Below are 25,974 nucleotides of genomic sequence, written 5' to 3'. Positions count from 1 at the left end.
AGCGCGCCTCGGCCGCCTCGAGCGGCAGATAGGAAAGGGTGGCGGCGCTGCGCGCCTCGCGGACATGGATGCCCTTCGGCGCGACGGCGCTGGTGCGCAAGGTCTCGAGCAGGCCGAGGCGGCGGAGGATGGCGCTCGCGTTGGGCGAGATCTGCAGGCCGGCGCCGGCCTCGCCGAGAGCCGTCGACCGCTCGATCAGGGTCACGGCGATGTCCGCCTTGGCCAGCGCGAGGGCCGCCGTCAGGCCGCCGATGCCGGCGCCGGCGATCAGGACATGGGTCATGAAGGCATCACGCGCAGCGCGTTCGCTCAGGCGGCCTTTTCGGCGTCCGGCATGTAGAGGCATTCCGCCGGCGCGCAGCCGCCATGCAAAGCGGCGTCGTAGACGTAATGCGTCGAGCAGTAGGAGCAGACGATGTCGTTCTCGCTGCCCATGTCGATGAAGATATGCGGGTGGTCGAACGGGGGCAGGGCGCCGATGCACATGAATTCCCGGGCGCCGACGCGGATCTGCGCGAGGCCCGGCTGATTGTGGAAATGCGGCGTACCATGATGAGCCATCGCGCTGTCCTGTGCTGACCGGCCAGAGGCCTTTCCCTCTTCACCTGCGTCGATTATTGACCAAAAGCAAGCCGTCCCGAGCGCCAATCCGGCGTCGCCGGAAGCCAAGAGAGTGTCCATGCAAGAGTTTCGAGGTAACGGCGGTGTCCGCCTTGCCTATCTCGACGAGCCTGCCGTCGGCGACGATCGCGGCGAGCCGATTCTCCTCATTCACGGCTTCGCCTCGACCCATGCGATCAACTGGGTGTTCCCGCTTTGGGTCAAGACGCTGACCGAAGCCGGCCGACGAGTCATCCTGTTCGACAACCGCGGCCATGGTCGCAGCGAAAAGCTCTATGATCCCGGGAGTTACCACATCAGCCTGATGGCCGCTGACGCGCTGGCTCTGCTCGATCATCTCGGGCTGCAGCGGGTCGACGTCATGGGCTATTCCATGGGCGGGCGCATCGCCGCGTTTCTGACGGAGGCCCATCCCGAGCGCGTCCGCTCGCTCGTCCTCGGCGGAATCGGTCACCATCTTGCCGATGGCGCCACGCTGCCGGTCGGTGTCGCCGACGCGATGGAAGCCGCGTCGCTGGACGACCTCACCGACCCGATGCAGCGGATGTTTCGCGCGTTCGCCGATGCCACGAAGAGCGACCGCAAGGCGCTGGCCGCCTGTATCCGCGGCTCGCGCGACCTTCTGCCCGAGGCGAAGATCGCCACGATGCGGCTGCCGGTGCTGGTCGCGGTCGGCACCGAGGACGATGTCGCCGGCGATCCGTTTCGCCTCGCGGCGATGTTCCCGTCGGCGACGGTGCTGTCGATCCCCGGGCGCGACCATAACAAGGCGGTCGGTGACAGAACCTACAAAACAGGCGTTCTCGATTTCTTGAGCGATCGGGAATAAGCTTTCCTATATGTGCACTGCAACGAGACGGATGATCTTCCCCGTTCGCAGTGATGCGATCGAAATCGAGTGGTGAATTCATGAGTGGCAGAAGCCAGGGAAGCGCGATCATCGTCCCGCTGGACGTCAAGGATCCGGTTTTCGCGCGCATGCGGGGCGAAGCGGAGGACATCATTCGGCGCGAGCCGGAGATCGCCGGCTTCATCTACTCGACGATCCTCAACCACGACTCGCTCGAAAGCGTCATCGTCCATCGCGTTGCCGCGCGTCTGGCGCATCCCGACGTGCAGAGCGACCTGATTCGGCAGGCCTATCTCGACTTCATCGCCAAGGATCCGAGCTTTTCCGAGGCGTTCCACGCCGATCTGCTGGCGGTGATCGATCGCGACCCCGCCTGCACCCGGGTCATCGAGCCGATCCTGTATTTCAAGGGCTTTCACGCGATCCAGACGCATCGGCTGGCCCATGCGCTCTGGCGCGCCGGCCGTCACGATTTCGCGCTTTATCTTCAGAGCCGGGCGTCCGCGGTGTTCCAGACGGATATCAATCCGGCGGCGCGCATCGGCAAGGGCGTCTTCCTCGACCATGCTACCGGGCTTGTCGTCGGCGCGACCGCGTTGATCGAAGACAATGTCTCGATGCTGCAGGACGTGACGCTCGGGGGCACCGGCAAGGAAACCGGCGATCGCCATCCCAAGATCCGCCATGGCGTGCTCATCGGCGCCGGCGCCAAGATCCTCGGCAATATCGAGGTCGGGCATTGCGCCCGCATCGCGGCAGGGTCGGTGGTTCTGCATGCCGTGCCGAACAACAAGACGGTGGCCGGCGTGCCGGCGCGCATCGTCGGCGACGCCGGCTGCGCCGAGCCGGCGCGGACGATGGACCAGATCCTGGCGTCCAAGCCGATCCTTGAACACAGCGAAAGCCGCGTCATCCTGGAGCCGCGCCGCTAGCCGCTCGGCTTATGGCTGTTTCGATTAAGAGCGCGGTACGCTAAACAGCCGGGAGCGCGCGGCGCGATTGCGCGTCGAGCCGATTTCTGGCAAGCCACGCGCCCTGCGCCTCTGGAGACTTCACGTGGACAAGACCGAATTGCACAAGCTGCAGGATTTTCTGCGCCGTTCGTTCGTCAACGAGGGGTTGCGCGTCACGCCGTCGCAAAAGCTGTCGGACGCGGCCGATGTCCATCTCGGCGAGCGGACGATCGGCAAGATTCTAGTCGACGACGAGGATGGCGACCGCTCGTTCGGCTTCGAGCTGAACATCCCCGTCGATCGCGCGACGCTTCAGGAATATCTGCGGCGCCTGTTCGAGAACGACAAGCTGAAGATCGTGCCGCGCGGCAAGAAGACGGATTCCGTCGAGTTGAACTGCGGCGACGATTTCCTCGGCATCATCTCGGCCGATGACCCCAAGGGCAAGTCCTTCACCCTACAGATGGCTATTCTCGACTTCGACCTCGAAGACATTTGATCGCACGACCCGGCGGCTCTCGAAGCCGCCCGACGCCCCACCTTCGATGACGCGGAGAAACGGGCGGATATCCATCTTGCTGCCCGCGCCGCGCAGCTTGCTGGCGAGGCGGTGCGGCCCGGCCTGCGGGCGCACGTCGATCAACTCCATCTCGTCACCATCGACGATCCGCAGCGAGCGGAGCTTGAGCGGCCCGACCGGCAGCATCCCCAGCCACGACGGCGTCTTGACGCTCTTGATGATGCCGAGAATGCGCGAATGCGTTTTTCCGTGATGCCGCATCGGCAGAAGCAGCAGCTCGAAGGGGCACTCGCCTTGGCCGGCCGGCGACGCGATAGCCCCGGCGACGACCGGGCAGGCGCCATCGGCCACCGTCATCAGCACGCCGGCGAGGTTGCGGCGTTCTTCCTCGGTCCAGATATCGAGAAACGAACGGCCCTTCTGCTCGGCATCGAACAGGGCGTTGACGCGCGTCCCGGCAAGCCGGAACGGAAAGCGCTGGTCGGCGTCGATGTCCAGCATGAACGTGTCGGCGAGCACATGGCGGATCGCGCCGGGGTCGATCTCGTTGCGCTCCGGTGCGGTGCGCTCGCCGCGAAGCTCGTTCCAGTAGCGAAACAGTTCGTTGGTGGCCTGGTGTTTCATTCGGGCTCCCGAAGGGCGCCGTCTGTGCCGCGTTCCACCTGCAAAGTGGTTCAATCTGGCGCAGATCGGCGTCCGAAGTTGGAAAAAGCTGACCTTCGGGTGTTTGGGAGCGAGCGCTGTGCCGCAGCGTTAGGCCCAGGCTGACAGGACGTTGCACTTTCCCTTGCGGGCCGCTCACCCTATGGTCTGCGGCTTCCGCTCAACATGACGGCGCGCGCTCGCGCCGGTGGTGCCCATGCCGACGCAACCCCATCGCTTTTCCGTCGCCCCGATGATGGACTGGACCGACCGGCATTGCCGGGCGTTCCACCGCGTCCTCTCGCAGCAGGCGCGGCTGTATACCGAGATGGTCACGACCGGCGCGATCCTGCACGGCAATCGTGAGCGGCTGCTCGGCTTCGACGCGGTCGAGCATCCGGTGGCGGTGCAGCTTGGCGGCAGCGATCCTGCGGCGCTCGCGGCCGCGGCGCGGATCTGCGCGGACTGGGGCTATGCCGAGATCAACCTCAATGTCGGCTGCCCCTCGGACCGGGTGCAGAACGGCGCGTTCGGTGCCTGCCTGATGCGCGAGCCCGACCTTGTCGCCGATTGCGTCGCGGCAATGAAGGCGGCTGTTCCGCTGCCCATCACGGTCAAATGCCGCATCGGCGTCGACGATCAGGATCCCGAGGTCGCGCTCAACGCCATGGCCGATGCGGTGATCGCGGCCGGCGCGGACGCGCTGATCGTCCACGCGCGAAAGGCCTGGCTCAAGGGCCTGTCGCCGAAGGAAAACCGCGACGTGCCGCCGCTCGACTATCCCTTGGTGTATCGGCTGAAGCAGCGGCTCCCCGCCGTGCCGATCTCGATCAATGGCGGGATCGCCACGCTCGAAGCCGCGGAAGCGCAGCTCGCGCATGTCGACGGGGTGATGATCGGACGCGCGGCCTACAGCGATCCGTCGCTGCTGCTCTCGGTCGACCGCCGCATCTTTGGCGCGACCCCGCCCGATCTCGACCGCCGGGACGCGGTTGAGCGGTTCATGCCCTATGTCGAGGCGCGGCTTACCGAGGGCGTGCCGCTGCACGCGATGACCCGCCACATGCTCGGCCTGTTCAACACCTGGTCGGGCGCGCGGGCGTGGCGCCGCCATCTCGCCACCGAGGGCGTCAAGGCGGGCGCCGGCGTGGCGGTGTTGCGCGACGCTCTGCGCCACGTCCGGGCGCCGCAGGTGGAAAGCGAAGCCGTCGCCGCCTGAGCTTTTCAGGCGTGCGCGAGCTTCGCCTGCACCGAGACGATCGTCGGCAGCGGACGCCAGAACACCGTCATTTCCTGGATGAGACCGGCGTCGTTGAGTCGCCACAGATCGATGCCGTCGAGCACGTCGGTGCCGACGACCACGCCGAACACGGCGGACACGTGCCGCGGGCCCTGCAAAATCTCGCGAAACTCGAAGCGGTCGACGACGGCCAGCAGGGCATCGACGACGGGGCGGATGGCGGGCTTGCCCGCGAAGGGAGCGACGTGGAGCGGCGTCTTCAGCACGACGTCATCGGCCATGTGGGACAACATGGCGTCGAGGTCCTTGCGCTGCATCGCTGCGGTGAAAGCGTGGAGATGGGTCAAGGCCATGGGATCATTCCTGTCCGATAGAGGGGCTTTGGGACCGGACGCGTCGAAGCGCGCCGGCAACATGGGCCACTCTACCGACAGGGCTTTGGCGGTTATGCCAATTGCCCCTCGCTTTCCGCCAAGATCTCAGCCCGCGATTTTCAGGCCGACGATCCCCGCGACGACCAAGGCGATGCTGACGATCCGCAAGACCGAGATCGGTTCGCTAAAAAAGTACATGCCGAAGGCGGCCGAGCCGGCCGCGCCGATGCCGGTCCACACCGCATAGGCGGTGCCGAGCGGCAGCCAGCGCAGCGACAGCGTCAGACAACCGAAGCTGGCGGTGAGGCAGACGACGGTGACGATCGCAGGCGTCAGGCGGGTAAACCCGTCCGACGCTTTCATGCCGGCCGCCCAGCCGACCTCGAACAGGCCGGCCACCAGGACGAGAATCCAGGCCATCAGCCGATCGCCTTGCCCATGCGGCCGGCGAGATCCTGGATGTATTGCCAGGCCGTGCGGCCGGAGCGGCTGGCGCGCGTCGCCGCCCATTCCAGCGCCTCGGCCTCGGTGATCGCACGGTCCTGCACCAGGCCGTAGTGATCGACGTAGCCGAAGACCATCGCCAAAAACTCGTCCTGCGAGCACTTGTGGAAGCCGAGCCACAGGCCGAAGCGATCCGACAACGAGACCTTTTCCTCGACCGCCTCGCCGGGGTTGATCGCGGTGGAGCGCTCGTTGTCGAGCATCTCGCGCGGCATCAGGTGGCGGCGGTTGGAGGTCGCGTAGAACAGGACGTTGGCCGGACGGCCCTCGATGCCGCCGTCGAGCACCGCCTTCAGCGACTTGTAACTTGTGTCGTCGAAGTCGAACGAGAGGTCGTCGCAGAAGACGAGAAAATTGTAGGGCGTATCGCGCATCAGAGTCATCAGGCCGGGCAGGCTGTCGATGTCCTCGCGGTGGATTTCCACGAGCTTCATCGGCAGGAAGCCGGCGTCCGCCGCATGCGCCGCGTTGACGCTGGCATGCGCCGCCTTGACCAGCGAGGACTTGCCCATGCCGCGGGCGCCCCACAGCAGCACATTGTTGGCGGCAAAGCCGCGGGCAAAGCGCTCGGTGTTGTCGGTGAGGATGTCGCGCACGCGGTCGATGCCGCGCAGCAGGCCGATCTCGACGCGGCTGACGTGGGGGACGGGCACGAGCGTGTTGCCCTCGGCCTGCCAGACGAAGGCGTCGGCGGCGTCGAAGTCGGGTTTTTGTGGCGGCTTGGGAACCAGCGCTTCGAGCGCCACGGCGATGCGGGTCAGGGCGCTGGCGGCATCGGGGGTCGAGAGGGAGGCGAGCAGATCGTCGCGGTCGGTGGTCACGGGTGTCCTCGATTTTTGGGCTCTTTGGCAGGCCTTTAGCACGGGCGACCCTTGTGTCACGATCCGCCTTCACCTGAGGTCCGTCATCGCGAGCGACGCGACGCGACCCAGGGGCGGGCGCAGCGACCTTGCCGATCAATCGCCGCCTCGATGCGCAGGGCGGCCGACGGATTGTCTTCGGCGATATAGTCGAGCTGATTGTCGCGCGTGCGAACGCCTGACTTGAGCCAGACGACGATCAACCGGGCTTTCGTCCCGCCTCGACCCGATTGACCCAGACGGCACGGCGCGCGGTTCCAGCATGTTTCACGTCGTCATGCGCGATCCAGTTGGCATCCGACGCATCCGCCTCCTCCAGGCTTCTCAAAACCTCGGCGCGAAACCATGAGTCGTGCGCTGCTGCGGCATGTGCACGCTGCTGCCGCAGCGCCGTATCAGGCCGGCGCTTGCCTTCCGACCCGACCTGATCGGGCGTCCAGTTCGACTTGTCGACATCGATGTGACGCGCGCCCATGCCGTGAAGCACGGCGATCGCCTTGCCCGCGTCGCGAAACCCGCGGACGGCTTTGCCCCGTGTCGTCGCAAGGGTCACCTTATCTCCGCCGCGCTGCCCTGTGACGAAGAACAGCCCGCCGGACCCGGTCACGCCGACACGATTGAACTCGCCCGACTGCCAGGCGGCGCGGAACTGGTCAAGCGAGAGCGTTGCCGGGCATCCAAGCATAAGCGAATGATCTGACAAGCATCTAATAACGTCAAGGCGCTGATCCTCATCCGCGAGGCGGGGAAGGGGGACCATGCGAAGCATGGTGGAGGGGGCGCTCGGCCGGCTGAGGTAGACTGGATGTTAATGGCATCGCCGCCGCCTCCACCGCCTCGGCGGTCCCCCTCCCCACGCTTCGCGTCGGAGAGGATGTGCCCCGACCGCCACCAGTCCCATTGCATTCGCCTATCCCCCCGGTATAACCCGCCCATCCCGCCGCCCAAGGCGGGTCTTGCTATGGAGCACGACCATTTTCATTACCCCAGCCTTCGCCCAGACCGCTGCCGCGGCGCCAGGAGGCTACGACCAGATCCTCCAGTACGTGACGCTGTTCGGCCCGATTCTCGTAATCATGTACTTCATGGTGCTGCGGCCGCAGCAGAAGCGCGCCAAGGACCAGGCCGACCTGATCAAGAACATCCGCCGCGGCGATACGATCGTCACGACGGGCGGCCTCGTCGGACGGGTCACCAAGGTGATCGAGGACGCCAACGAGCTCGAAGTCGAGATCGCCCTGAACGTCCGCGTGCGGGTCGTGCGCGCCATGGTCTCCGACGTCCGCTCTAAGGGCGAGCCCGTCAAAGAGGCGAGCTGATCTCGAGGCGCTGACCAGACGGACCGGCTACGGTCCGTCGCTCAATTTGGATTGTTGATACGCATGCTGCGCTTTGCCCGCTGGAAAATCATTTCCATCATCCTGATGACGGCGCTCGCGGTGCTCATCGTGATCCCGAGCCTGTTGAGCCCCGGCGCGCGAAGCGCACTCGACGCCGCGCTGCCGTCTTGGGCGACGCCCCGCACCATCGTGCTGGGTCTCGATCTCCAGGGCGGCTCGCACATTCTGCTCGAGGTCGACAACGCCTCCGTCGTCAAGACGATGGTCGATAACGCCCGCGACGACGTGCGCCGCACCCTGCGTGACGAAAAAGTCCAGATCACCGGCGGCATCGGCGTGCTGCCGCGTGGCGTCCAGGTCCGCGTGCCCGATGCGGCCGAGCGCGCCCGCCTGATGCCGAAGCTGCGTCAACTCGCCTATCCCGGCATTTCCGCACTCGGCCAGTCCGGCGCGGCGCCTTACGATCTCAGCGACAACGGCTCCGGCACGATCCAGATGACGGTGACCGATGCCGGCGTCACCGATCGCGTCCGCCGCGCCGTCGACCAGTCCATCGAAGTGCTGCGCCGTCGTATCGACGAAAGCGGCACCAAGGAGCCGAGCATCCAGCGCGAGGGCAACGATCGCATCGTGATCGAAGTGCCGGGCCTGCAGGATCCGGCCCAGCTGCTGGCGCTGGTCGGGACGACCGCCAAGCTCGAGTTCCGCTTGGTGGCGCAGCCGGGTGAGGCCCCCGCCGACGTCGAACTGCTCGACCAGACCGACGAGCAGGGCAAGATCCCCGTCGAAAAGCGCATCATGGTCCAGGGCGAGGATCTCACTGACGCGCAGCCGGGCATCAGCTCGCAGACGCAGCAGCCGGTCATCAACTTCAAGTTCAACATCCGCGGCGGCCAGAAATTCGGCCAGGTGACGTCGGAAAACATCGGCCGGCCCTTCGCCATCGTGCTCGACGGGAAAGTGATTTCCGCGCCGACGATCCGCGGCGCGATCACCGGCGGCTCCGGCGAGATTTCGGGCAACTACACGCTCGAAACGGCGAACAAGCTCGCCGTTCTGCTGCGTGCCGGCGCCTTGCCGGCCAAGCTGACGGTCGTCGAGCAGCGCACCGTCGGACCGGGCCTCGGCCAGGATTCGATCAACGCCGGCAAGCTCGCGGCCTATGTCGGCGCGGCGCTGGTTTTCGCCTACATGCTCGTGACTTACGGCACGTTCGGCATCTTCGCCAACATCGCGCTGGCGGTGCATATCTCCTTCATCTTCGCCGGCCTGGTGCTGCTCGGCGCGACGCTGACGCTGCCCGGCATCGCCGGCATCGTGCTGACGATCGGCATGGCGGTGGATTCCAACGTGCTCATATATGAGCGCATCCGCGAGGAGTCGCATTCCGGGCGCTCGATCATCCAGTCGCTGGATGCCGGCTTTACCCGCGCCTTCGCGACGATCGTCGATTCCAACGTCACGATGTTCGTCGCCGCCGCGATCCTGTATTTTCTCGGCGCGGGCCCGGTCCGTGGCTTCGCCGTGTCTCTCGGTCTCGGAATTCTCACGTCCATCGTCACCGCCGTGACGATGACGCGGATGATGATCGCGCTGTGGTATCGCTACCAGCGTCCGACCCGGCTCCCGATTTAGGCCGGATAAGGGTATCCCATGAAACTCCTCCGCCTCGCACCCGAAAATACCAAGTTCGGCTTCATGCGCTTCCGGCGCTTCAGCTATCCGTTCTCGGCGGTGCTCTCGATCGTCTCGGTGGTGCTGTTCCTCACCGTCGGCATGAATTTTGGCATCGACTTTTCAGGCGGCACCTTGATCGAGCTGCGCGCCAATTCCGGCACCGCGGATCTCGCCAAGATCCGCCAGCAGGCCGAGGCGATGAACGTCGGCGCCGTGGAAGTGCAAGGGTTCGGCAACGCCTCCGACGTCATCGTGCGCTTCGGCGTCCAGCCCGGCGGCGAGGCCGCGCAGCAAACCGCGGTCGACCGCGTCAAAACCGCCGTCGGCACCGATTACACCGTGCGGCGCTCCGAAGTCGTCGGCCCGCGCGTCTCCGGCGAGCTGGTGCAGTCCGGCACGCTCGGCGTCGTCCTCTCGATCGTCGCCGTGCTCTGCTATCTCTCGTTCCGCTTCGAATGGCAGTTCGCCGTCGGTGCGATCATCGCGACCATGCACGATCTGCTGCTGACCGTCGGCTTCTTCTCGATCACCCATCTCGAGTTCAACACGACGTCGATCGCGGCGATTCTGACGATCGTCGGCTACAGTCTCAACGAGACGGTGGTGGTGCTCGACCGCATCCGCGAGATGATGCGCAAGTACCGCAAAGTCTCGACGAGCGAGCTGATCGACATGTCGGTCAACGCCGTGCTGCCGCGCACGATCATGACAGCCACCACGGTGTTTCTCGCGCTGCTGTCTCTCGTCCTGTTCGGCGGCGAAGTGATCCGCTCGTTCTCGCTGGCGATGATCTGGGGCATCTTCGTCGCCACCTATTCGTCGATCTTCATCTGCTCGCCGATGCTGATCTATCTCGGCCTCGGCCACGAGACGACGGCGCTGGCGGTGCCGCCGAAGCCGGCGGCAAAGCCGGCCAAGGCGACGATCTGACCGTTCTGGTCCGGGTGCAGATCATATGATGGATGACATCAATGGCTTTCTCCCCGGTCTGCATGCTCTCGACGGCTACGGCGCCGGCGGCTTTCAGTTCGCCGGCATGTCGCATCGCGGATCGCTTCTCGTGCTGCCGTCCGGCATCTACGCCTGGGATCTCGTCGATCCCGGTCAGCTGGTGATCGCGGCCTTCGCCCGCGTGCTTTCCGAGGCCGGCGCGATCGAGCATCTGCTGATCGGCACGGGGCCGACGCTGCTGCCGCTCTTCGATCTGCGCGATGCGCTGCGTCAACGCGGGATCAAAGCCGAGCCGATGGCGACGGCCGCGGCCGCGCGCACCTATTCTATCCTGCTGGGCGAAAAGCGGAAAGTGGCGGCGGCGCTTCTCGCCGTGCCGTGATGGCTGCTGCCAGCGCCTACGCACACTGTGAAACCGAAGTCCGCCGCGACGATCGCGACCGCTGGCTGGCGAGCCTGTTTTTGCCGGACGCAGCACGGCCGCATGTCCACGCGCTGCTCGCCTTCAACCTGGAAATGGCAAAAGTCCGGGACACGGTGTCGGAGCCGATGCTCGGCGAGATCCGCTTCCAGTGGTGGCGCGACGCGCTGGCGAACGGCGCTGCCGCCGGCCATCCCGCGGCCGAAGCGCTGCTCGACACGGTGGTGCGCTGCAAGCTCGACATCGCGCCGCTGCTGGCGCTGATCGAGGCGCGCAGCTTCGACCTCTACGACGATCCGATGCCCTCGCTCGACGCTTATGAGGGCTATGTCCACGCGACGTCGGCCACCCTGTTCGCCTGTACCGCACAGATTCTTGCGCCCGGTTTCCCTGCGAGCGCCGCGACCCAGGCGGCCGGCCGCGCCTATGCCATGACCGGCCTGCTGCGCGGCCTGCCGTGGCAGGTGATGAAGGGCCAGCTCTACCTGCCGCTCGACGTGCTGGCGCGCTTCCAGCTGCCACCGGACGAAGTGCTGGCGCACCGCAACTCGCCGGCCCTCGGCTTCGTCCTCAATGATCTGCGCGCCCGGGTCCGCGGCCACCTCAAAACCATGCACGCGGCGCTGCCGGATTGCCCGGCACCGCTCGCTTGCCTGCCGGCCTTCTTGTGCGAATCCTATCTGCGGCGGATGGAGAAGCCGGGCCTCGACCCCTTCGCGACGCCGATCGAGCTGCCGCAGTGGCGGCGGCAGTGGGTGTTGTGGCGCGCAGCGCGGGGGCTGTAGGCGATTAATATCCATATTGAGGATACTTAGCGTGCATCAGCGTCCTGACCTCAGTTAGGAACGAAAATGAGATTCCAAATATACTCACGTTCTTGTCCAGATAGCGGGGATCATTTGTTGTGATACGGGCGAATGAAACTATAACGTGAGAGCTTGATTTTTCAAATACAATATCTCCGCCCCATTCGATGAGGCCGACGGAATATGTATTTGGGTGTCGTAGACGATTTAATGCGTGCCCATAATTCTCTTCAAGAGGTGCGTCGAGGCTCGAGTTTTCATATTTGAACCTCTTGCCATTAGCGCCTGATATCAAAGACGGGTCTATCTGTGCAAGTTCATTTACGCGCCGAGCATGAAAGCCGAACTCCATCAAATCCATTGTGGTCTGTTCGATAATAGGTAGAGAAAACTCATGTGGAATAACGCAGCTCGCAGCCTGGAAAAGATTTAGAGCAAGTTTTTGTGCTTTCTCGAAATGAGATTGCAATAATTTTAGTTCCATTATGAAGCTCCAAGGCGAGTGTTTGTCGCGCTGCGGTTTTATTTGAAAGGATTTTTAATGATCAGAGTCTTATCGACGACCATGCCGTGCTGCATGTCTTCCGACCAGAACGTCTTGCACTCGAGCCGTAGGGCCGACGCGATCATTAGGGCGTCGTAGAACGCAAAGCCATAACGCTCGGCAAGCCGAAGCCCATCCGTGTGAATCGCGAGGTCGATTGGGGCGATGACGCGAAAGAGAACACGCATTACATCGATGGCGCTGCGGACCTCCACCCAGCTCATTTTCAGTTTGCGGCGCGCGACGGTCGCAAACTCATTCAGGGCTTGAACGCTCGTGACGCACCCGACGGTCATCAAACCTTCAGCGATGGCGGCGCGCGGATCGTCGCTCGCGGCGTAAATCAAGACGTTGCTGTCGATGAAGGCAGGCGCGGTCTTCATCGCCTGTTCGCATCTTCGCGATCGAAGATCCAGCCGGCGGGCAGAGGCTTGCGCAGCGAACGAAGCTGCTCCAAGGCGCGTTCGCGGCTGGTATCGCGAGCCACGTCGAAGGCGCGCTCGCCCACGACATGGATCTCGATATCATCGCCTTCTCTCAGGTTCAGGGCTTCGACGAGAGCTGCGGGAAGGCGGACCGCAAGACTGTTTCCCCATTTCGCGATTTGCATGGCATGCTCCAAAATACACATGATATGATGTATATCTTCGGCGACGACAACGCGGGATAAGCGACCCCTGATGACGATCCGCTCTCAACAAGTCGTTTAATCCTTGCCGCGGACAACGATCGACCTCTTTCGCATGGGCAACGCTCAAAATGCGCGTATGGACCATGCTCGGCCGAAGGACATTGAGCACTTCCGGTACGGCGGCGACGATTGGGTGCGTGCGGGCATATGCTTTTGGCGGCGTATAAGGATGAGCTACGAGCCACGCATCGATCCTTCACCCGAGTCGGAGGGTGGTCATGATCGAATTGTCGCTAAAAGCCTTGCGCTTCGCTCGCCTGGTCGCGGAGCAGCAGTCGGCGTTCGCCGACGATCAGCATGTCAAGGACTTGCGCCAAGACGCGGTCTACCAAAGCTCTGGATCGCCAGCCGGCTCGGAGCGCCCCATGCGCTATGTCTCCATCTCCGACGACACGGCATTGTTCTGTTTGAAGGCGATCGAGACCTTCCTGCAAGGCCATAACTTCAGCGCTTCGTCAGACTGGGATGGAAACGACCTCCAGTACCTGGAAGGCATCAAAGGGCATCTGGCGCGCAGCCTCGCGCTCGACGCCTTTGACGGTGGCCGGCCCGCGCCGTGACGCGGTATGATGCTCGCTGATCTGCGGCCTTGCTCCGTCGGGCTCTTCCTCTAAAAGCACCTCCATGAACAAGCCCGACAAAGCCGCCGCCGATGGCGTGGATTACGCCAAGAGCCTCTATCTGCCGCAGACGGAGTTCCCGATGCGCGCCGGTCTCCCGAAGAAGGAGCCCGAGCTGCTCGCGCGCTGGAGCGAGATCGACCTCTACGGCAAGCTGCGCGCGGCGGGGCAGGGCCGGCCCAAATTCGTGCTGCACGACGGGCCGCCGTATGCCAATGGCAACATCCATATCGGCCACGCGCTCAACAAAATCTTGAAGGATCTGGTCACCCGGTCGCAGCAGATGACCGGCAAGGACTCGAACTACGTGCCGGGCTGGGACTGCCACGGCCTGCCGATCGAGTGGAAGATCGAGGAAGAATATCGCGCCAAGGGGCGCAACAAGGACGATGTGCCGGTGGTCGAATTCCGCCGCCAGTGCCGCGAGTTCGCCCGCAAATGGGTCGACATCCAGCGCGAGGAATTCATTCGCCTTGGCGTGACCGGCGATTGGGCCCACCCCTACGAGACGATGAGTTTCGCCGCCGAGGCGCAGATCGCCCGCGAGATCATGGCCTTCGCCGCCAACGGGCTGCTCTATCGCGGCTCCAAGCCGGTGATGTGGAGCGTGGTCGAGAAGACTGCGCTGGCCGAGGCCGAGGTGGAATACGAGGACCATGTTTCGGATACGGTTTTTGTCGCGTTTCCGCTTCGTGGTGCGAGCGCCGACCTCGCCGAGGCGCGCGTGGTGATCTACACGACCACGCCGTGGACGATGCCGGCCAATCGCGCCATCAGCTTCGCCTCCCGCATCGCCTACGGCCTCTACCGCGTCACTGCGGCTGCGGACGACAACTGGGCCAAGACCGGCGCGCTCTATCTGCTCGCCGATGCGCTGGCCGAAAGCGTGTTCAAGGCGGCCAAGGTCGAGTCCTTTGAAAAAGTCCGCACCGTCACGGCAGCGGCGCTCAAAAACCTGACGGCGGCGCATCCGCTGGCGGCGCTCGGCTACGGCTTCGACGTGCCGCTGCTCGACGGCGATCACGTTACCGACGACACCGGCACCGGCTTCGTCCACACCGCGCCTTCGCACGGCCGCGACGACTTCGACATCTGGATGGCATCCAATCGCCTGCTGCGCGAGCGCGGCATCGATCCGCGCATCCCTTACACCGTCGATGCCGATGGATTCCTTACCGAGGACGCGCCGGGCTTCGTCGGGCGCCGGGTGCTGGACGACAAGGGCAACAAGGGCGATGCCAACGAGGCGGTGATCGCGGCGCTGGTGGAAGCCGGCACGCTGGTCGCGCGCGGGCGGCTGAAGCATCAATATCCACATTCCTGGCGGTCCAAGAAGCCGCTGATCTTCCGCAACACGCCGCAATGGTTCATCGCGCTGGACAAGGGGTTTGTGCCGGCGGCGGCCGACGCCGACGGCAAACCCTTCCCCCTTGTGGGGAAGGGTAGGGATGGGGGTTCGTCCCGTTCCTCGGTAACCGAAGCAGGGGCGGGGACCCCCACCCCTGCCCCCTCCCCACAAGGGGGAGGGGAATCGACCCTCCGCGGCGTCGCGCTATCCGAGATCGCCCGGACAAAATGGTATCCCGCCGCTGGCGAGAACCGCATCACCGGGATGATCGCCAACCGTCCGGACTGGGTGGTGTCGCGGCAGCGCGCCTGGGGTGTGCCCATCGCCATCTTCGTCAACGCCGACCACGAGCCGCTGGTCGACGCCGCCGTCAACGCGCGCATCGCCGACGCGTTTGCGCAAGAGGGCGCCGATGCCTGGTACCAGGAGGGCGCGCGGGAGCGCTTCCTCGGCGAAGAGCTTGCCGCCGAACTCGTCGGGAACGGCCCGAAGTGGCAAAAAGTCGACGACGTTTTGGACGTCTGGTTCGACTCCGGCTCGACGCATGCCTTCACGCTGGAAGACCCGCAGGCCTTTCCCGGTCTCGCCGGCATCAAGCGGATCCGCGACGGCGGCCAGGACGAGATCATGTATCTCGAAGGCTCGGACCAGCATCGCGGCTGGTTCCACTCGTCGCTGCTGGAGGGCTGCGGTACTCGTGGCCGGGCGCCCTACGATGCGGTTCTGACCCATGGCTTCGTGCTCGACGAGCGCGGCCTGAAAATGTCGAAGAGCAAGGGCAACGTCGTGGCGCCGCAAAGCGTCATCAAGGATTCCGGCGCGGATATCCTGCGCCTCTGGGTGTCCGCAGCCGATTATTCCGACGACCTTCGCATCGGGCCGGAGATCCTCAAAACCTTCGTCGAGACCTATAAAAAGCTGCGCAACACGCTGCGCTGGATGCTCGGCACGCTGGCGCATTACGATCCGGCGCAGGAGGTCGGATTCGAGGCGACGGACGAACTGGAGCGGCTGATGCTGCACCGGCTCGCCGAGCTCGATGCCGAGATCCGCGAGGCTTACCAACGCTTCGACTACAAGCGCGTGGTGTCGCGGCTGTCGATGTTCCTCAACACCGATCTGTCGGCGTTCTACTTCGACATCCGCAAGGATGCGCTGTACTGCGACGCGCCGTCGAGCGCCCGCCGCCGCGCGTCGCTCGAGGTGATCGAGCACATTTTTCGGTCCGTGACGCTGTGGCTGGCGCCGATCCTCGTCTTCACCGCCGAGGAGGCCTGGCTGTCACATTATCCCGAGGCCACGTCGGTCCATCTCGAGGCCTTCCCCGATATCCCGGCCGACTGGCGCGACGTCGAGCTGGCCGCGAAATGGGAGCAGGTGCGGGCGGTGCGGGCCGTCGTCACCGGGGCGCTGGAAATCGCCCGGGCGCAGAAGACGATCGGGTCGTCGCTCGAGGCGGCACCGACGGTGTTCATCGCCAACGAGGCGTTGCGCGCCAGTCTGGTCGGGATCGATTTCGCCGAGATCTGCATCACTTCGGACGTCACGCTGACCGAAGGGTATGGGCCGGATGCGGCGTTCCGCCTCGCCGAGGTCCCGGGCGTCGCTGTCATGGTCGAGCGGGCTGAGGGCAGAAAATGCGCGCGCTCGTGGAAGATCTCGCCGGATGTCGGCAGCGACCCGGAATTCCCGGACGTCACGCCGCGTGACGCCGCGGCGCTGCGCGAGCTGAAGGCCGCCGGGCTTTGGGTATGAACTTTGGCCGCGTGTATCCTCACCCGCGGGAGCGGGGGAGGGGGACCATGCGCAGCATGGTGGAGGGGGCGCCGCGTTTTTCCACTGCAGCACTTTGCCCCCTCCACCGCCTTCGGTCCCCCTCCCCCGCTTTGCGGGTGAGGATTTGGCGGGGGAGGACATGAGCCCCCGCGTCGCCGGCTTCCTGGTCGCGGCCATGACCCTGGTCGTCGATCAGGCCAACAAGCTGTGGCTGCTCGACGTGTTCGACATCGAGGCGCGGCAGCCGGTGCGGCTCGCCCCGTTCTTCGACGTCATCGCCGCGCGCAACCCGGGCATCTCCTACTCGCTGCTCAGTGCCCACAGCCCGGCGGCGCGCTGGGCGCTGGTCGGCTTCACCGTTCTCGCCACTGCGCTGATCGGCGTCTGGCTGTGGCGCACCACCACGCGCGTCGTCGCCTTGGCGCTCGGCCTCATCGTCGGCGGCGCGCTGGGCAATGCGATCGACCGGTTCAGCTACGGCTGGGTGGCCGATTTCTACTATTTCCACGTCGGGGATTTTCACTGGTACGTCTTCAATCTCGCCGACGTCGCGATCGTCGCAGGCGTCGGCCTGTTGCTGATCGACGCCTTTTTCCTGACGGCCCGGCCGGTGGCCGGGGCGCGGTACGAGCCGTAAAGTCGATTGGCCGAGGCTCGCGGAGTCGTGATAGAAGCGCCGACGCCTCCAAATTGCCGTGAAGGCGCGGACTATAGGCCGATGCTTTCGAAGATCTTGAGGATGAAGCGATGAAATTACGCAATCGCGTGCCGCTGTCGGTCGCGCTGGTCGTGATGGCCTTCGCCGCGCAGGCCGCGACGTCGGCCGCGCGGGCTCAGGAGCATACCGACTACAAGGATATCTACGGCAACCTGATGAGCGCCGTCGGCTTCGGCAAGGAGCACGAGCCGATCGACTACAGCCCGCGCGCCCCCATCGCGGTGCCGCCGAGCAACGATCTGCCGCCGCCCGTCGAGCCCGGCGCCAAGCGTCATGCGGCCGGCTTCCCCGACGACCCGGACGTGATGGCGCGGCGCAAAGCGCTCGTCGATCCGCGCCAGCCGGTGCCGCCGGCCGAGAGCGGACAGGCCCGCAACTACCTCATAGAGCCGCCGGCCGCCTATTTCGATGCCTCGGCTGTGGTCGCGACCGGCAACAAGGCCGACCATGGCGATGCGACGCCGGTTGCCAAGCACCACCACCACAAGAAGGCCGAAGAGGCCGCCGCCGCGCAGTAACGAGGCCTCGCTTTTAGTCGGGGCAATTTGTCCAATGCAGTTTGGGGATGCCGCGCCCATATTGATTGCGCTATACCTGATCGCTTGAGCCGCCCGCGTTTCGACGGCGAGCGGCGACCGTTTTGATCAAGGTGAACCAAGTCATGGCGTCAGGCCCCCTCGCGTCCTCCGGCGGCAGCGTGTCCCTTATTCCGAGCCATGCTCTCACGCCCGGCAGCGATGCTTCCGGCGCAGCGAGCGATACCGCCGTCGTCCAGGGCCGGCTCGAGAATGGGATGGACATCGTCATCATTCCCGATCATCGCGCGCCTGTGGTGACCCACATGGTATGGTACCGCAACGGCTCGGCCGATGACCCGGCGGGGAAGTCCGGCATCGCGCATTTCCTCGAGCACCTGATGTTCAAGGGCACCCACGACAATCCGGCGGGCAAGTTCACAAACATCGTCTCGGATTTCGGCGGCCAGGAAAACGCTTTCACGTCCAACGACTTCACGGCGTATTTTCAGCGCATCGCGAAAGAGCATCTTTCGGTCTGCATGGAATATGAGGCCGACCGGATGAAGAACCTCGTCCTCACCGACGAGATCGTCGCGCCCGAGCGCGACGTGGTGCTGGAAGAGCGCCGCATGCGCACCGATTCGGATCCCGCCGAAATCCTCGACGAGGCGATCCAGGCGGCGATCTATACGTCGCACCCCTATGGCAAGCCGGTGATCGGCTGGGCGCACGAGATCGAGACGCTCGATCGGAGCGACGCGTTCAACTATTACGAGCGCTTCTACACGCCGGAAAACGCGATCCTCATCGTCGCCGGCGACGTCGATCCGCAGGCGACGATCGCGCTGGCCGAGACGATTTACGGGCCGATCAAGCCGTTCGGTAAGGCGCCGATCCGCCGCCGCCCGCAGGAGCCCGAGCCGAAGACGCATCGCCTCGTCACCATGGTCGACGACAAGGTCGAGCAGCCGCGCTACCAGAGCCTGCATCTCGTGCCGTCCTACACGACCGGCAAGCCCGGCGAGGCTGAGGCGCTGGAAGTGCTGGCCTTCCTGCTCGGCAGCGGCCAGACCTCTGTCCTCTACAAGGCCATGGTCATGGACGAGAAGATCGCGGTGGCGGCGGGTGCGCACTACATGGGGACCGCGCTCGACGAGACGCGCTTCTTCATCTACGCCGTGCCGGTTCCGGGCGTCAGCCTCGAGCAGATCGACCAGGCCATCGCCAAGATCATCGGCAAGCTTGCGGCGACCGGCTTCGATGCCGCCGATCTCGCGCGCGCCAAGACCCGGCTGGTCGCCGAAGCCATCTACGCCCGCGACAGCCAGATGACGCTGGCGAACTGGTACGGCGCCTCGCTCGCCACAGGGCAGACCCTGGCCGACATCGCCGCCTGGCCCGATCGCATCGAGGCGGTAACCGTCGAGCAGGTGCAGGACGCGCTGCGCTACCTCGACAAGCGCCGCGCCGTCGCCGGCTATCTCCTCCCGGCGGAGGCCGCCTGATGCCGCCCTTCCACCATAACGCTTTCCGGAAAGCCGGCATGACAGCCCACGTCGATACTCTGCTCGACCCGCGCCTCGTCGCGGTCGAATCCCGTGCCTCGCGGGTGCAGAAGGTTCGTTCGCCCGGCGGCATCGAGGCCTGGCTCGTCGAGGATTACGCGATCCCACTGCTCGCCGTGAACTTCGGGTTCAAGGGCGGCGCCTCGCAGGACCCGCTCGGCAAGCCGGGCGTGGCGACGCTGCTCGCCGGCCTCGTCGACGAAGGCGCCGGCCCCTATGATTCCGCGGCGTTCCACCAGGCGCTGGATGACAGTGCGATCGACATCTCATTCTCCGCCGATCGTGATGCGATCCAGGGGCGGATGAAGACGCTGTCGCGCCACATGGGCCGCGCCTTCGAGCTGCTGGCGCTGGCGGTGACCGAGCCGCGTTTCGACGCGCCGTCGCTGACCAGGGTCAAGGGGCAAGTGGTTGCCTCGCTGAAGCGCGAGCTGAATGATCCCGACCACGCCGCGGCGCGCCTGTTCCGCCAGCTGTCCTACCCCAACCATCCCTATGGTCAGCCGGTGCGCGGCGACCTCGATATCGTCGAGACGATCACCCGCGACGATCTCGTGCTGATGCACAGCCGTCTGTTCGCCCGCGACAATCTCAAGGTCGCGGTGGTCGGCGCCATCGACGCCGAGACTCTCGGCCGCGAGCTCGACCGCGTCTTCGCCGTGCTCCCGGCCAAGGCCGACCTGATGCCGGTCGCCACCGTGCTGTTCAGCGGCACCGGCACGCAGCACGTCACGACGATCGACGTGCCGCAGTCGACGATCCGCTTCGGCCGCCAGGGCATTCCGCGGGACGATGCCGACTATATGGCGGCGACCGTGGTGAACCACGTGCTCGGCGCCGGCGGTTTCACCGCCCGGCTCTACAAGGAGGTGCGCGAGAAGCGCGGGCTGGCGTATTCCGTCTACTCGCAGAACAGCGAGATGGACCATGCGGCGATGCTGGTCGGTGCAACCTCGACCAAGAACGAGCGCGCCGCCGAGTCGATTTCGGTGATTCAGGATGAAATCCGCCAGATGGCGGAAGGCGGGATCACCGAGCAGGAGCTCGACAAGGCGCGCAAGTATCTCATTGGCTCCTACGCGCTGCGCTTCGACACGTCGCACAAGATCGCCGGCCAGCTCGTCAGCCTGCAGCTCGACGGCTACGATGTCACGCGGCTCGACACCCGCAACACCGATATCGCCGCTGTGACGATGGCGGATGCCAGCCGTGCCGCCAAGCGCCTGCTCGGCGACGGCGCCCTGCTGGTGACGATCGCCGGAAAGCCTGTGGGTCTGTGATGAGACTCCCGCTTCTCCCGCTTGCGGGAGAAGGTGTCGCCGCGTAGCGGTGACGGATGAGGGCGATGGCAGGGCTGCCTCGACGTCGAAGCGACACGGCACCGCCCTCATCCGAGCCTCGCTGACGCGAGGCCCACCTTCTCCCGCAGGCGGGAGAAGGAGTACCCGGGGACACCGCATGCCCATCCAGCGTCTCGACCGTATCCTGATCGACCGCATCGCGGCCGGCGAGGTGGTCGAGCGTCCGGCCTCGGCGGTGAAGGAGCTCGTCGAGAATGCGCTCGACGCCGGGGCGACGCGCATCGACGTCGCGATCGAAGCTGGCGGCCGCAAGCTGATCCGCATCGTCGACAATGGCCACGGCATGGATGCCGCGGATCTCGCCCTCTGCGTCGAGCGCCACGCCACCTCGAAGCTGCCCGACGGCGACCTGCAGGCGATCCACACGCTGGGCTTTCGCGGCGAGGCATTGCCGTCGATCGCCTCCGTGGCGCTGCTGACGGTGGCCACCCGCACCGCCGCAGGCGCCCAGGGCCACGCGATCACCGTCGACGGCGGCATCAAGCATGAGGTCCGGCCCGGCGCGCAGCCGCTTGGCACCCGCGTCGACGTCCGCGATCTCTTCGGCGCCACGCCGGCGCGCCTGAAATTTTTGAAGAGCGACCGCGCCGAGGCGCGCGCCGTCGGCGACACCGTGCAGCGCCTGGCGATGGCGCATCCCTGGGTGCGCTTTACCCTGGCCAGCACCGAGACCGCAGGCTTCGACTATCCCGCCTGTCCGCCCGGCGCCGACGGGCTGCTGGAGCGTCTGACCCAGATTTTGGGGCGCGACTTCAAGCCCAACGCGCTGCCCGTCGACGCCATGCGCGAAGGCGCGACGCTGCATGGTTTTGCCGGCCTGCCGACCTGGCATCGCGGCGATGCCACGGGACTCTATCTCTTCGTTAACGGCCGCGCCGTGCGCGACAAGCTGCTGCTCGGGGCGGTGCGCGCGGCCTACATGGATTTCCTGCCCTCGGGGCGGCATCCGACGCTGGCTTTATTCGTCACCTGCGATCCCGCCGAGGTCGACGTCAACGTGCATCCGGCCAAGGCGGAGGTCCGCTTCCGCGATCCCGGCCTGATCCGCGGGCTGATCGTCGGCGCGCTGAAGCAGACGCTGACCGCGGCGATGCACAAGGCCTCGCCGACCGCGGGCGCGGCGATTGCAGCCTTCGCCCGGCCGGGCTGGAGCACTTACAGCGCGCCGGGGCCGCAGAACTGGACTGCGGCGCAGTCGCCCACCCGGCCGCTCGGGTTCGGCGAGGCGGAGCAGGCGGCCTTCGACGTCACGCCGAGTGCCGACGCGCGGGCCGGCGCGGCGGCGATGGCACCGGAGGCGGTGGCGTCGCCGCTCGGCGCCGCCCGCGCCCAGGTCCACGACACCTATATCCTGGCGCAGACGCGAGACGGCATGGTCATCGTCGACCAGCATGCCGCGCACGAGCGGCTGGTCTACGAGCGGCTGAAGGCCGCGCGCGCTGCCTCGGGCATCGAACGCCAGGCGCTGCTGATTCCCGCCGTGGTCGAGATGGATGCGCGCGACGTCGAGCGGCTGGTCGATGCCGCGCCGCTGCTGGCGACGCTCGGGCTAACGCTCGAAGGCTTCGGCCCCGGCGCGGTGCTGCTGCGCGAGACCCCGTCGAGCCTGGCAAAACTCGACGCCGGCAGCCTGCTCCGCGATCTCGCGGCGGGGCTTCGCGACGACGAGGCCGACACCGCCAGCCTCGAACGCCGCCTCGACCACGTGCTGGCGACGCTCGCCTGCCATCATTCGGTGCGCGCCGGGCGCCGGCTCAATGGCGACGAGATGAACGCGCTGCTGCGCGAGATGGAGCGCACGCCTGGGTCCGGCCAGTGCAACCACGGGCGGCCGACCTATGTGGAATTGAAACTCGGGGATATCGAACGGCTGTTCGGGCGGCGGTAGACGGGGTGGATGGTGACCGGCCTGGCCCTGGCCGCCCTGCTGGGCAGGGTTATCGTTGCTTCAAAACGCCTTTTGCCGTCAAAATATTGGTGCAAGCCGATCTGATTTTGAGCTGAAACGACCTGAGGGAGGAACGGCGATGACCAAGGTCGAAGAAGCGATCGGCATGCTGCGTAGCCTGCCGCCGGAGCGTGGCGAAGGGGTCGCGGCCTTGTTGCTCAAGCTGGCGGAAGACCCTGGCAGTTTCGATTATACGCCGGAAGAAATGGAGCGACTGGACCGGTCGGAGGCGGCGGCAGCACGCGGCGATTTTGCCACGGACGACCAGGTGCGCGCCCTCTGGGCGAAGCACGGTTTGTGAGGCGCATCCGCTTCACGACACCGGCCGCGATCGAGCTGGCCGCCATCCTCGATTATATCAGCGACCGCAATCCGGCGGGAGCCCAGAATGTGCAGCAGCGGATCCAACAGGTGATCGAGCATGTGGCGCTCTGGCCGAATGCCGGGGCCGCGTCTCGAAACAGGCCTGGGATGCGCCGGGTTCACGCGGTCCCTTACCCCTATGCAATCAACTATCGTTTTAGCGACGACGAGATCGTCATTTACGATGTTTGGCATACACGGCGGGATCGATAGCCGTTCGCCGCAGCGCTTCCCGTAACCCGGCGCAGCCCCTACAAGCAGCGCTGACTGTAATGACCCCGCGGGACGATAACACGTGAACATCCTTCTTCTCGGCTCCGGCGGACGCGAGCATGCGATGGCGCTGGCGCTGGCCAAGAGCCCACTGCTGACAACCTTATTTGCGGCGCCGGGCAATCCCGGCATCGCCGCGGTTGCGACGTGTCTGGCGCTCGACCCTGAGAATCATGCCGCAGTCATCGCGGCCTGCCGCGCCCATAAAATCGGTTTCGTCGTCGTCGGGCCGGAGGCGCCGCTGGTCGGCGGCCTCGTCGATGCACTGGAGGCCGAAGGCATCAAGGCGTTCGGGCCGTCGAAGGCGGCGGCGGCTTTGGAAGGCTCCAAGGCCTTCACCAAGGCGCTCTGTGCCAAGCATGGCATTCCCACGGCGGCCTACGGCACGTTCGCCGACGCGGCGGCCGCGAAGGCCTATGTGACGGCGCAGGGCGCGCCGATCGTCGTCAAGGCGGACGGGCTCGCCGCCGGCAAGGGCGTCGTGGTGGCGGCCGACGTCGCCGAGGCGCATGCGGCGATCGACCATGTTTTTGGCGGGGCGTTCGGCGCCGCCGGCGCCAGCGTCGTCATCGAAGCGGTGCTGGAAGGCGAGGAAGCCTCGTTCTTCGCGCTGTGCGACGGCAACCGGGCCGTCGCCTTCGCCTCGGCGCAGGATCACAAGCGGCTCGGCGACGGCGACACCGGGCCCAACACCGGCGGCATGGGCGCCTATTCCCCGGCGCCGATCCTCGATGCGGCCTGCGAGGCGCGGGTGATGCGCGAGATCGTGCAGCCGACCCTCGACGGCATGGCCGAAGCCGGCACGCCGTTCAAGGGTGTGCTCTTCGTCGGCCTGATGATCGGCCGCGACGGGCCGCAACTCATCGAGTTCAACGTGCGCTTCGGCGATCCCGAAACCCAGGCGATGTTGCCGCGGCTCGAGGACGATTTCCTCACGCTGCTGCTCGCCTGCGCCGATGGCACGATGGGCGCGACGTCGCCGCGCCTGTCCTCCGAGGCAGCCCTGACGATCGTCATCGCGGCGGACGGCTATCCCGTCGCGCCGCGCAAGGGGGGCGCCATCGACCTCGACGGTGCAGCGGACCTGCCCGGCGTAACGGTCACTCACGCCGGCACGAAGACCGTCGACGGCACGCTGGTCGCCGACGGCGGACGGGTGCTCAACGTGACGGGTCGCGGCGCAACGATCGCCGCGGCGCGCGCGCGGGCCTATGACGCGGCTGCGCGCATTGATTGGACGGACGCCTACTACCGCCGGGACATCGGCGCCCGGGCGATCGGCGCATGATCGCCGCGCTATCATGCGCTGATCGCGCAACGTTGCCCCGCTCTATACTGTCTTTCGCAAAAGTTTCATCAAATTGCGAAATATAAAAGAATCATCCGAAAGTCAGAGTTCGAAACCTTTCGCTTTGGCGACCCGTAAGACCCAGTGAAGAGGGACAAGAACCCGCTTTCATTGGAGAAAATACATGAAGTTCAATCAGATGGCTGTTGCCGGCGTGGCCTTGATGGCGCTTGCAGGTGCTTCGACCGCTGCTTTCGCGAACCCCAAGGTGGGCGGCGCGCCGATGCTCGAGAGCAAGAACATCGTCGAGAACGCGGTGAATTCGAAGGATCACACGACGCTCGTCGCCGCCGTGAAGGCCGCGGGCCTCGTCGACACCCTGGCGAGCCCTGGCCCGTTCACGGTGTTCGCGCCGACCAACGCCGCCTTCAAGAAGCTGCCGCCCGGCACCGTCGAGGGTCTGCTGAAGCCTGAGGCGCTGCCGCAGTTGAAGGCCGTGCTGACCTATCACGTCGTCCCGGGCACCATCACCGCCAAGGACCTCATGAAGATGATCAAGGACGGCGGCGGCAAGGCCACGCTGACCACGGTTCAGGGCGAGCCGCTGACCGTCGAATCGAAGGGCGGCCATATCGAGCTGATCGACAGCAAGGGCGACGTCGCCACGGTGACCATCCCCAACGTGATGCAGTCGAACGGCGTGATCCACGTCATCAACACCGTCCTGCTCCCGTAAGCGTCATCCATCGCTCCGCTTGCGAGGACGACAGGCCCGGCTCTTTCGAGAGCCGGGTTTTTTTATGCGCTCTGCCGCCGGAGAAAATAGACCGTCGTGTCGCCGACGGTGCGCTGCTCCAGTTTTTCGAAGCCGCCGGGCAGCTGAACGACGGTGCTGGCCGCTTCTTCCAAAACGTAGAGGCCGTCCGGCTTGACCCAGCCGCCGTCCCGCAGCGCGATGAGGGCAAGTTCGCCCAGGCCCTTGCCGTAGGGCGGATCGAGAAATGCGAGGTCGAAGGGCTCGCCGGCCGGCGCCGCGCCGAGTTTTCGGGCATCGCGGCGAAAGATGCGGGTTTCGCCGCCGACGCCGAGGCTCTCGACATTGTCGCGGATCAGCGCGCGGGCTTCTGCCCCATCCTCCACCATCAGCGCGAAGCTCGCGCCGCGCGACAGCGCTTCCAGCGCTACGGCGCCGGTACCCGCGA

32 protein-coding genes are annotated in these 25,974 nt (G+C 65.7%); 20 read left to right on the top strand and 12 right to left on the bottom strand.

The window, feature by feature from the left end; all coding sequences use genetic code 11:
• The coding region (locus tag GSQ79_RS06655) for an FAD-dependent monooxygenase (RefSeq protein WP_158807945.1) at positions 1–283 on the bottom strand (283 nt) is incomplete at its 3' end.
• A gap of 26 nt (positions 284–309) precedes the next feature.
• Positions 310–561, bottom strand: coding sequence for a zinc-finger domain-containing protein (locus GSQ79_RS06650; RefSeq protein ID WP_158807944.1), 252 nt, complete (start codon positions 559–561; stop codon positions 310–312).
• A 118-nt stretch (positions 562–679) separates the two neighbouring features.
• On the opposite strand from GSQ79_RS06650, the gene GSQ79_RS06645 reads away from it, so the two are divergent.
• The 3 genes from GSQ79_RS06645 to GSQ79_RS06635 all read left to right on the top strand — a co-directional run bounded on the left by GSQ79_RS06645 (position 680) and on the right by GSQ79_RS06635 (position 2,923).
• A complete protein-coding gene (locus GSQ79_RS06645; protein ID WP_158807943.1) occupies positions 680–1,450 on the top strand; it encodes an alpha/beta fold hydrolase in 771 nt (256 codons plus the stop codon).
• A gap of 80 nt (positions 1,451–1,530) precedes the next feature.
• A complete protein-coding gene (gene cysE / locus GSQ79_RS06640) occupies positions 1,531–2,403 on the top strand; it encodes a serine O-acetyltransferase (RefSeq protein WP_158807942.1) in 873 nt (290 codons plus the stop codon).
• Positions 2,404–2,527: 124 nt separating this feature from the next.
• Positions 2,528–2,923 (top strand): DUF3126 family protein, encoded by a 396-nt coding sequence (locus GSQ79_RS06635; RefSeq protein ID WP_158807941.1) that lies wholly within the window; start codon positions 2,528–2,530, stop codon positions 2,921–2,923.
• On the opposite strand, the gene GSQ79_RS06630 is transcribed toward GSQ79_RS06635, so the two are convergent.
• The gene (locus GSQ79_RS06630) at positions 2,882–3,568 is read right to left on the bottom strand and encodes a PAS domain-containing protein (protein WP_158807940.1); all 687 of its coding nucleotides are present in this window, start codon (positions 3,566–3,568) and stop codon (positions 2,882–2,884) included. The genes GSQ79_RS06635 and GSQ79_RS06630 overlap by 42 nt on opposite strands.
• 235 nt (positions 3,569–3,803) lie before the next feature.
• Here GSQ79_RS06630 and dusA point away from each other — a divergent pair, with 235 nt between their 5' ends.
• Positions 3,804–4,805 carry a tRNA dihydrouridine(20/20a) synthase DusA gene (gene dusA / locus GSQ79_RS06625; protein WP_158807939.1) on the top strand — a complete coding sequence of 334 codons (1,002 nt, stop codon included), beginning with the start codon at positions 3,804–3,806 and terminating at the stop codon, positions 4,803–4,805.
• Positions 4,806–4,810: 5 nt separating this feature from the next.
• Here dusA and GSQ79_RS06620 read toward each other — a convergent pair whose 3' ends face one another.
• The 5 genes from GSQ79_RS06620 to GSQ79_RS06600 form a co-directional block, all read right to left on the bottom strand.
• A complete protein-coding gene (locus tag GSQ79_RS06620; RefSeq protein WP_158807938.1) occupies positions 4,811–5,179 on the bottom strand; it encodes a nuclear transport factor 2 family protein in 369 nt (122 codons plus the stop codon).
• Positions 5,180–5,305: 126 nt separating this feature from the next.
• Positions 5,306–5,620, bottom strand: a complete 315-nt coding sequence (locus GSQ79_RS06615; protein WP_158807937.1) for a multidrug efflux SMR transporter — start codon at positions 5,618–5,620, stop codon at positions 5,306–5,308.
• Complete coding sequence (locus GSQ79_RS06610; protein ID WP_246725139.1) at positions 5,620–6,525, bottom strand: ATP-binding protein; 906 nt, start codon at positions 6,523–6,525, stop codon at positions 5,620–5,622. The genes GSQ79_RS06615 and GSQ79_RS06610 overlap by 1 nt, the downstream gene beginning before the upstream one ends.
• Positions 6,526–6,608: 83 nt before the next feature.
• Entirely contained in the window at positions 6,609–6,767 is a 159-nt protein-coding gene (locus tag GSQ79_RS06605) for a hypothetical protein (RefSeq protein ID WP_158807936.1), read from the bottom strand.
• Positions 6,764–7,249, bottom strand: coding sequence for a hypothetical protein (locus tag GSQ79_RS06600; protein ID WP_158807935.1), 486 nt, complete (start codon positions 7,247–7,249; stop codon positions 6,764–6,766). The genes GSQ79_RS06605 and GSQ79_RS06600 overlap by 4 nt, the downstream gene beginning before the upstream one ends.
• A 271-nt stretch (positions 7,250–7,520) precedes the next feature.
• On the opposite strand from GSQ79_RS06600, the gene yajC reads away from it, so the two are divergent.
• The 5 genes from yajC to GSQ79_RS06575 all read left to right on the top strand — a co-directional run bounded on the left by yajC (position 7,521) and on the right by GSQ79_RS06575 (position 11,738).
• The gene (yajC, locus tag GSQ79_RS06595) at positions 7,521–7,883 is read left to right on the top strand and encodes a preprotein translocase subunit YajC (RefSeq protein ID WP_246725138.1); all 363 of its coding nucleotides are present in this window, start codon (positions 7,521–7,523) and stop codon (positions 7,881–7,883) included.
• Positions 7,884–7,946: 63 nt separating this feature from the next.
• On the top strand, positions 7,947–9,539 hold the full coding sequence (gene secD / locus GSQ79_RS06590; protein ID WP_158807934.1) for a protein translocase subunit SecD: 1,593 nt from the start codon (positions 7,947–7,949) through the stop codon (positions 9,537–9,539).
• Between the two features lie 18 nt (positions 9,540–9,557).
• Positions 9,558–10,511 (top strand): protein translocase subunit SecF, encoded by a 954-nt coding sequence (gene secF, locus GSQ79_RS06585; protein ID WP_158807933.1) that lies wholly within the window; start codon positions 9,558–9,560, stop codon positions 10,509–10,511.
• Positions 10,512–10,539: 28 nt separating this feature from the next.
• Positions 10,540–10,914 carry an Mth938-like domain-containing protein gene (locus GSQ79_RS06580; RefSeq protein WP_158807932.1) on the top strand — a complete coding sequence of 125 codons (375 nt, stop codon included), beginning with the start codon at positions 10,540–10,542 and terminating at the stop codon, positions 10,912–10,914.
• The gene (locus tag GSQ79_RS06575; protein ID WP_158807931.1) at positions 10,914–11,738 is read left to right on the top strand and encodes a squalene/phytoene synthase family protein; all 825 of its coding nucleotides are present in this window, start codon (positions 10,914–10,916) and stop codon (positions 11,736–11,738) included. The genes GSQ79_RS06580 and GSQ79_RS06575 overlap by 1 nt, the downstream gene beginning before the upstream one ends.
• Positions 11,739–11,742: 4 nt before the next feature.
• Here GSQ79_RS06575 and GSQ79_RS06570 read toward each other — a convergent pair whose 3' ends face one another.
• The 3 genes from GSQ79_RS06570 to GSQ79_RS06560 are packed head-to-tail and all read right to left on the bottom strand — an operon-like array spanning position 11,743 to position 12,913.
• Positions 11,743–12,243, bottom strand: a complete 501-nt coding sequence (locus tag GSQ79_RS06570) for a hypothetical protein (RefSeq protein WP_158807930.1) — start codon at positions 12,241–12,243, stop codon at positions 11,743–11,745.
• A 38-nt stretch (positions 12,244–12,281) separates the two neighbouring features.
• Entirely contained in the window at positions 12,282–12,686 is a 405-nt protein-coding gene (locus tag GSQ79_RS06565; protein WP_158807929.1) for a PIN domain-containing protein, read from the bottom strand.
• Complete coding sequence (locus GSQ79_RS06560) at positions 12,683–12,913, bottom strand: AbrB/MazE/SpoVT family DNA-binding domain-containing protein (protein WP_158807928.1); 231 nt, start codon at positions 12,911–12,913, stop codon at positions 12,683–12,685. The genes GSQ79_RS06565 and GSQ79_RS06560 overlap by 4 nt, the downstream gene beginning before the upstream one ends.
• Positions 12,914–13,212: 299 nt before the next feature.
• On the opposite strand from GSQ79_RS06560, the gene GSQ79_RS06555 reads away from it, so the two are divergent.
• From GSQ79_RS06555 to GSQ79_RS06505, 11 genes are all read left to right on the top strand, one after another.
• On the top strand, positions 13,213–13,554 hold the full coding sequence (locus GSQ79_RS06555; protein ID WP_158807927.1) for a hypothetical protein: 342 nt from the start codon (positions 13,213–13,215) through the stop codon (positions 13,552–13,554).
• 64 nt (positions 13,555–13,618) lie between these two features.
• Positions 13,619–16,717 carry an isoleucine--tRNA ligase gene (ileS, locus tag GSQ79_RS06550; protein ID WP_158807926.1) on the top strand — a complete coding sequence of 1,033 codons (3,099 nt, stop codon included), beginning with the start codon at positions 13,619–13,621 and terminating at the stop codon, positions 16,715–16,717.
• A gap of 160 nt (positions 16,718–16,877) precedes the next feature.
• Positions 16,878–17,375 (top strand): signal peptidase II, encoded by a 498-nt coding sequence (gene lspA, locus GSQ79_RS06545; RefSeq protein WP_158807925.1) that lies wholly within the window; start codon positions 16,878–16,880, stop codon positions 17,373–17,375.
• 110 nt (positions 17,376–17,485) lie between these two features.
• On the top strand, positions 17,486–17,974 hold the full coding sequence (locus GSQ79_RS06540; protein ID WP_158807924.1) for a hypothetical protein: 489 nt from the start codon (positions 17,486–17,488) through the stop codon (positions 17,972–17,974).
• Positions 17,975–18,117: 143 nt separating this feature from the next.
• A complete protein-coding gene (locus GSQ79_RS06535) occupies positions 18,118–19,479 on the top strand; it encodes a pitrilysin family protein (RefSeq protein WP_158807923.1) in 1,362 nt (453 codons plus the stop codon).
• A 38-nt stretch (positions 19,480–19,517) separates the two neighbouring features.
• The gene (locus GSQ79_RS06530; protein ID WP_158807922.1) at positions 19,518–20,819 is read left to right on the top strand and encodes a pitrilysin family protein; all 1,302 of its coding nucleotides are present in this window, start codon (positions 19,518–19,520) and stop codon (positions 20,817–20,819) included.
• Positions 20,820–20,997: 178 nt separating this feature from the next.
• Entirely contained in the window at positions 20,998–22,788 is a 1,791-nt protein-coding gene (mutL, locus tag GSQ79_RS06525) for a DNA mismatch repair endonuclease MutL (protein WP_158807921.1), read from the top strand.
• Positions 22,789–22,843: 55 nt separating this feature from the next.
• Positions 22,844–23,149, top strand: coding sequence for a hypothetical protein (locus GSQ79_RS06520; protein WP_246725137.1), 306 nt, complete (start codon positions 22,844–22,846; stop codon positions 23,147–23,149).
• The gene (locus GSQ79_RS06515; protein ID WP_158807920.1) at positions 23,146–23,424 is read left to right on the top strand and encodes a type II toxin-antitoxin system RelE/ParE family toxin; all 279 of its coding nucleotides are present in this window, start codon (positions 23,146–23,148) and stop codon (positions 23,422–23,424) included. The genes GSQ79_RS06520 and GSQ79_RS06515 overlap by 4 nt, the downstream gene beginning before the upstream one ends.
• An 82-nt stretch (positions 23,425–23,506) precedes the next feature.
• Positions 23,507–24,772: a phosphoribosylamine--glycine ligase gene (purD, locus tag GSQ79_RS06510; protein ID WP_158807919.1), complete on the top strand. Its 1,266-nt coding sequence runs from the start codon at positions 23,507–23,509 to the stop codon at positions 24,770–24,772.
• A 199-nt stretch (positions 24,773–24,971) separates the two neighbouring features.
• Positions 24,972–25,508 (top strand): fasciclin domain-containing protein, encoded by a 537-nt coding sequence (locus tag GSQ79_RS06505; protein WP_246725140.1) that lies wholly within the window; start codon positions 24,972–24,974, stop codon positions 25,506–25,508.
• A 62-nt stretch (positions 25,509–25,570) separates the two neighbouring features.
• Here the strand turns inward: GSQ79_RS06505 and GSQ79_RS06500 are convergent.
• Positions 25,571–25,974 (bottom strand): RsmD family RNA methyltransferase (locus GSQ79_RS06500; RefSeq protein ID WP_158807917.1); only part of this gene is annotated, 404 nt, incomplete at its 5' end.

It is taken from the genome of Beijerinckia sp. L45 (assembly GCF_009765775.1).
Classification (GTDB): Bacteria; Pseudomonadota; Alphaproteobacteria; order Rhizobiales; family Beijerinckiaceae; genus RH-AL1.
Note: the sequence above shows the minus strand (reverse complement) of the source record. Positions and strands in the feature narration are given on the sequence as shown.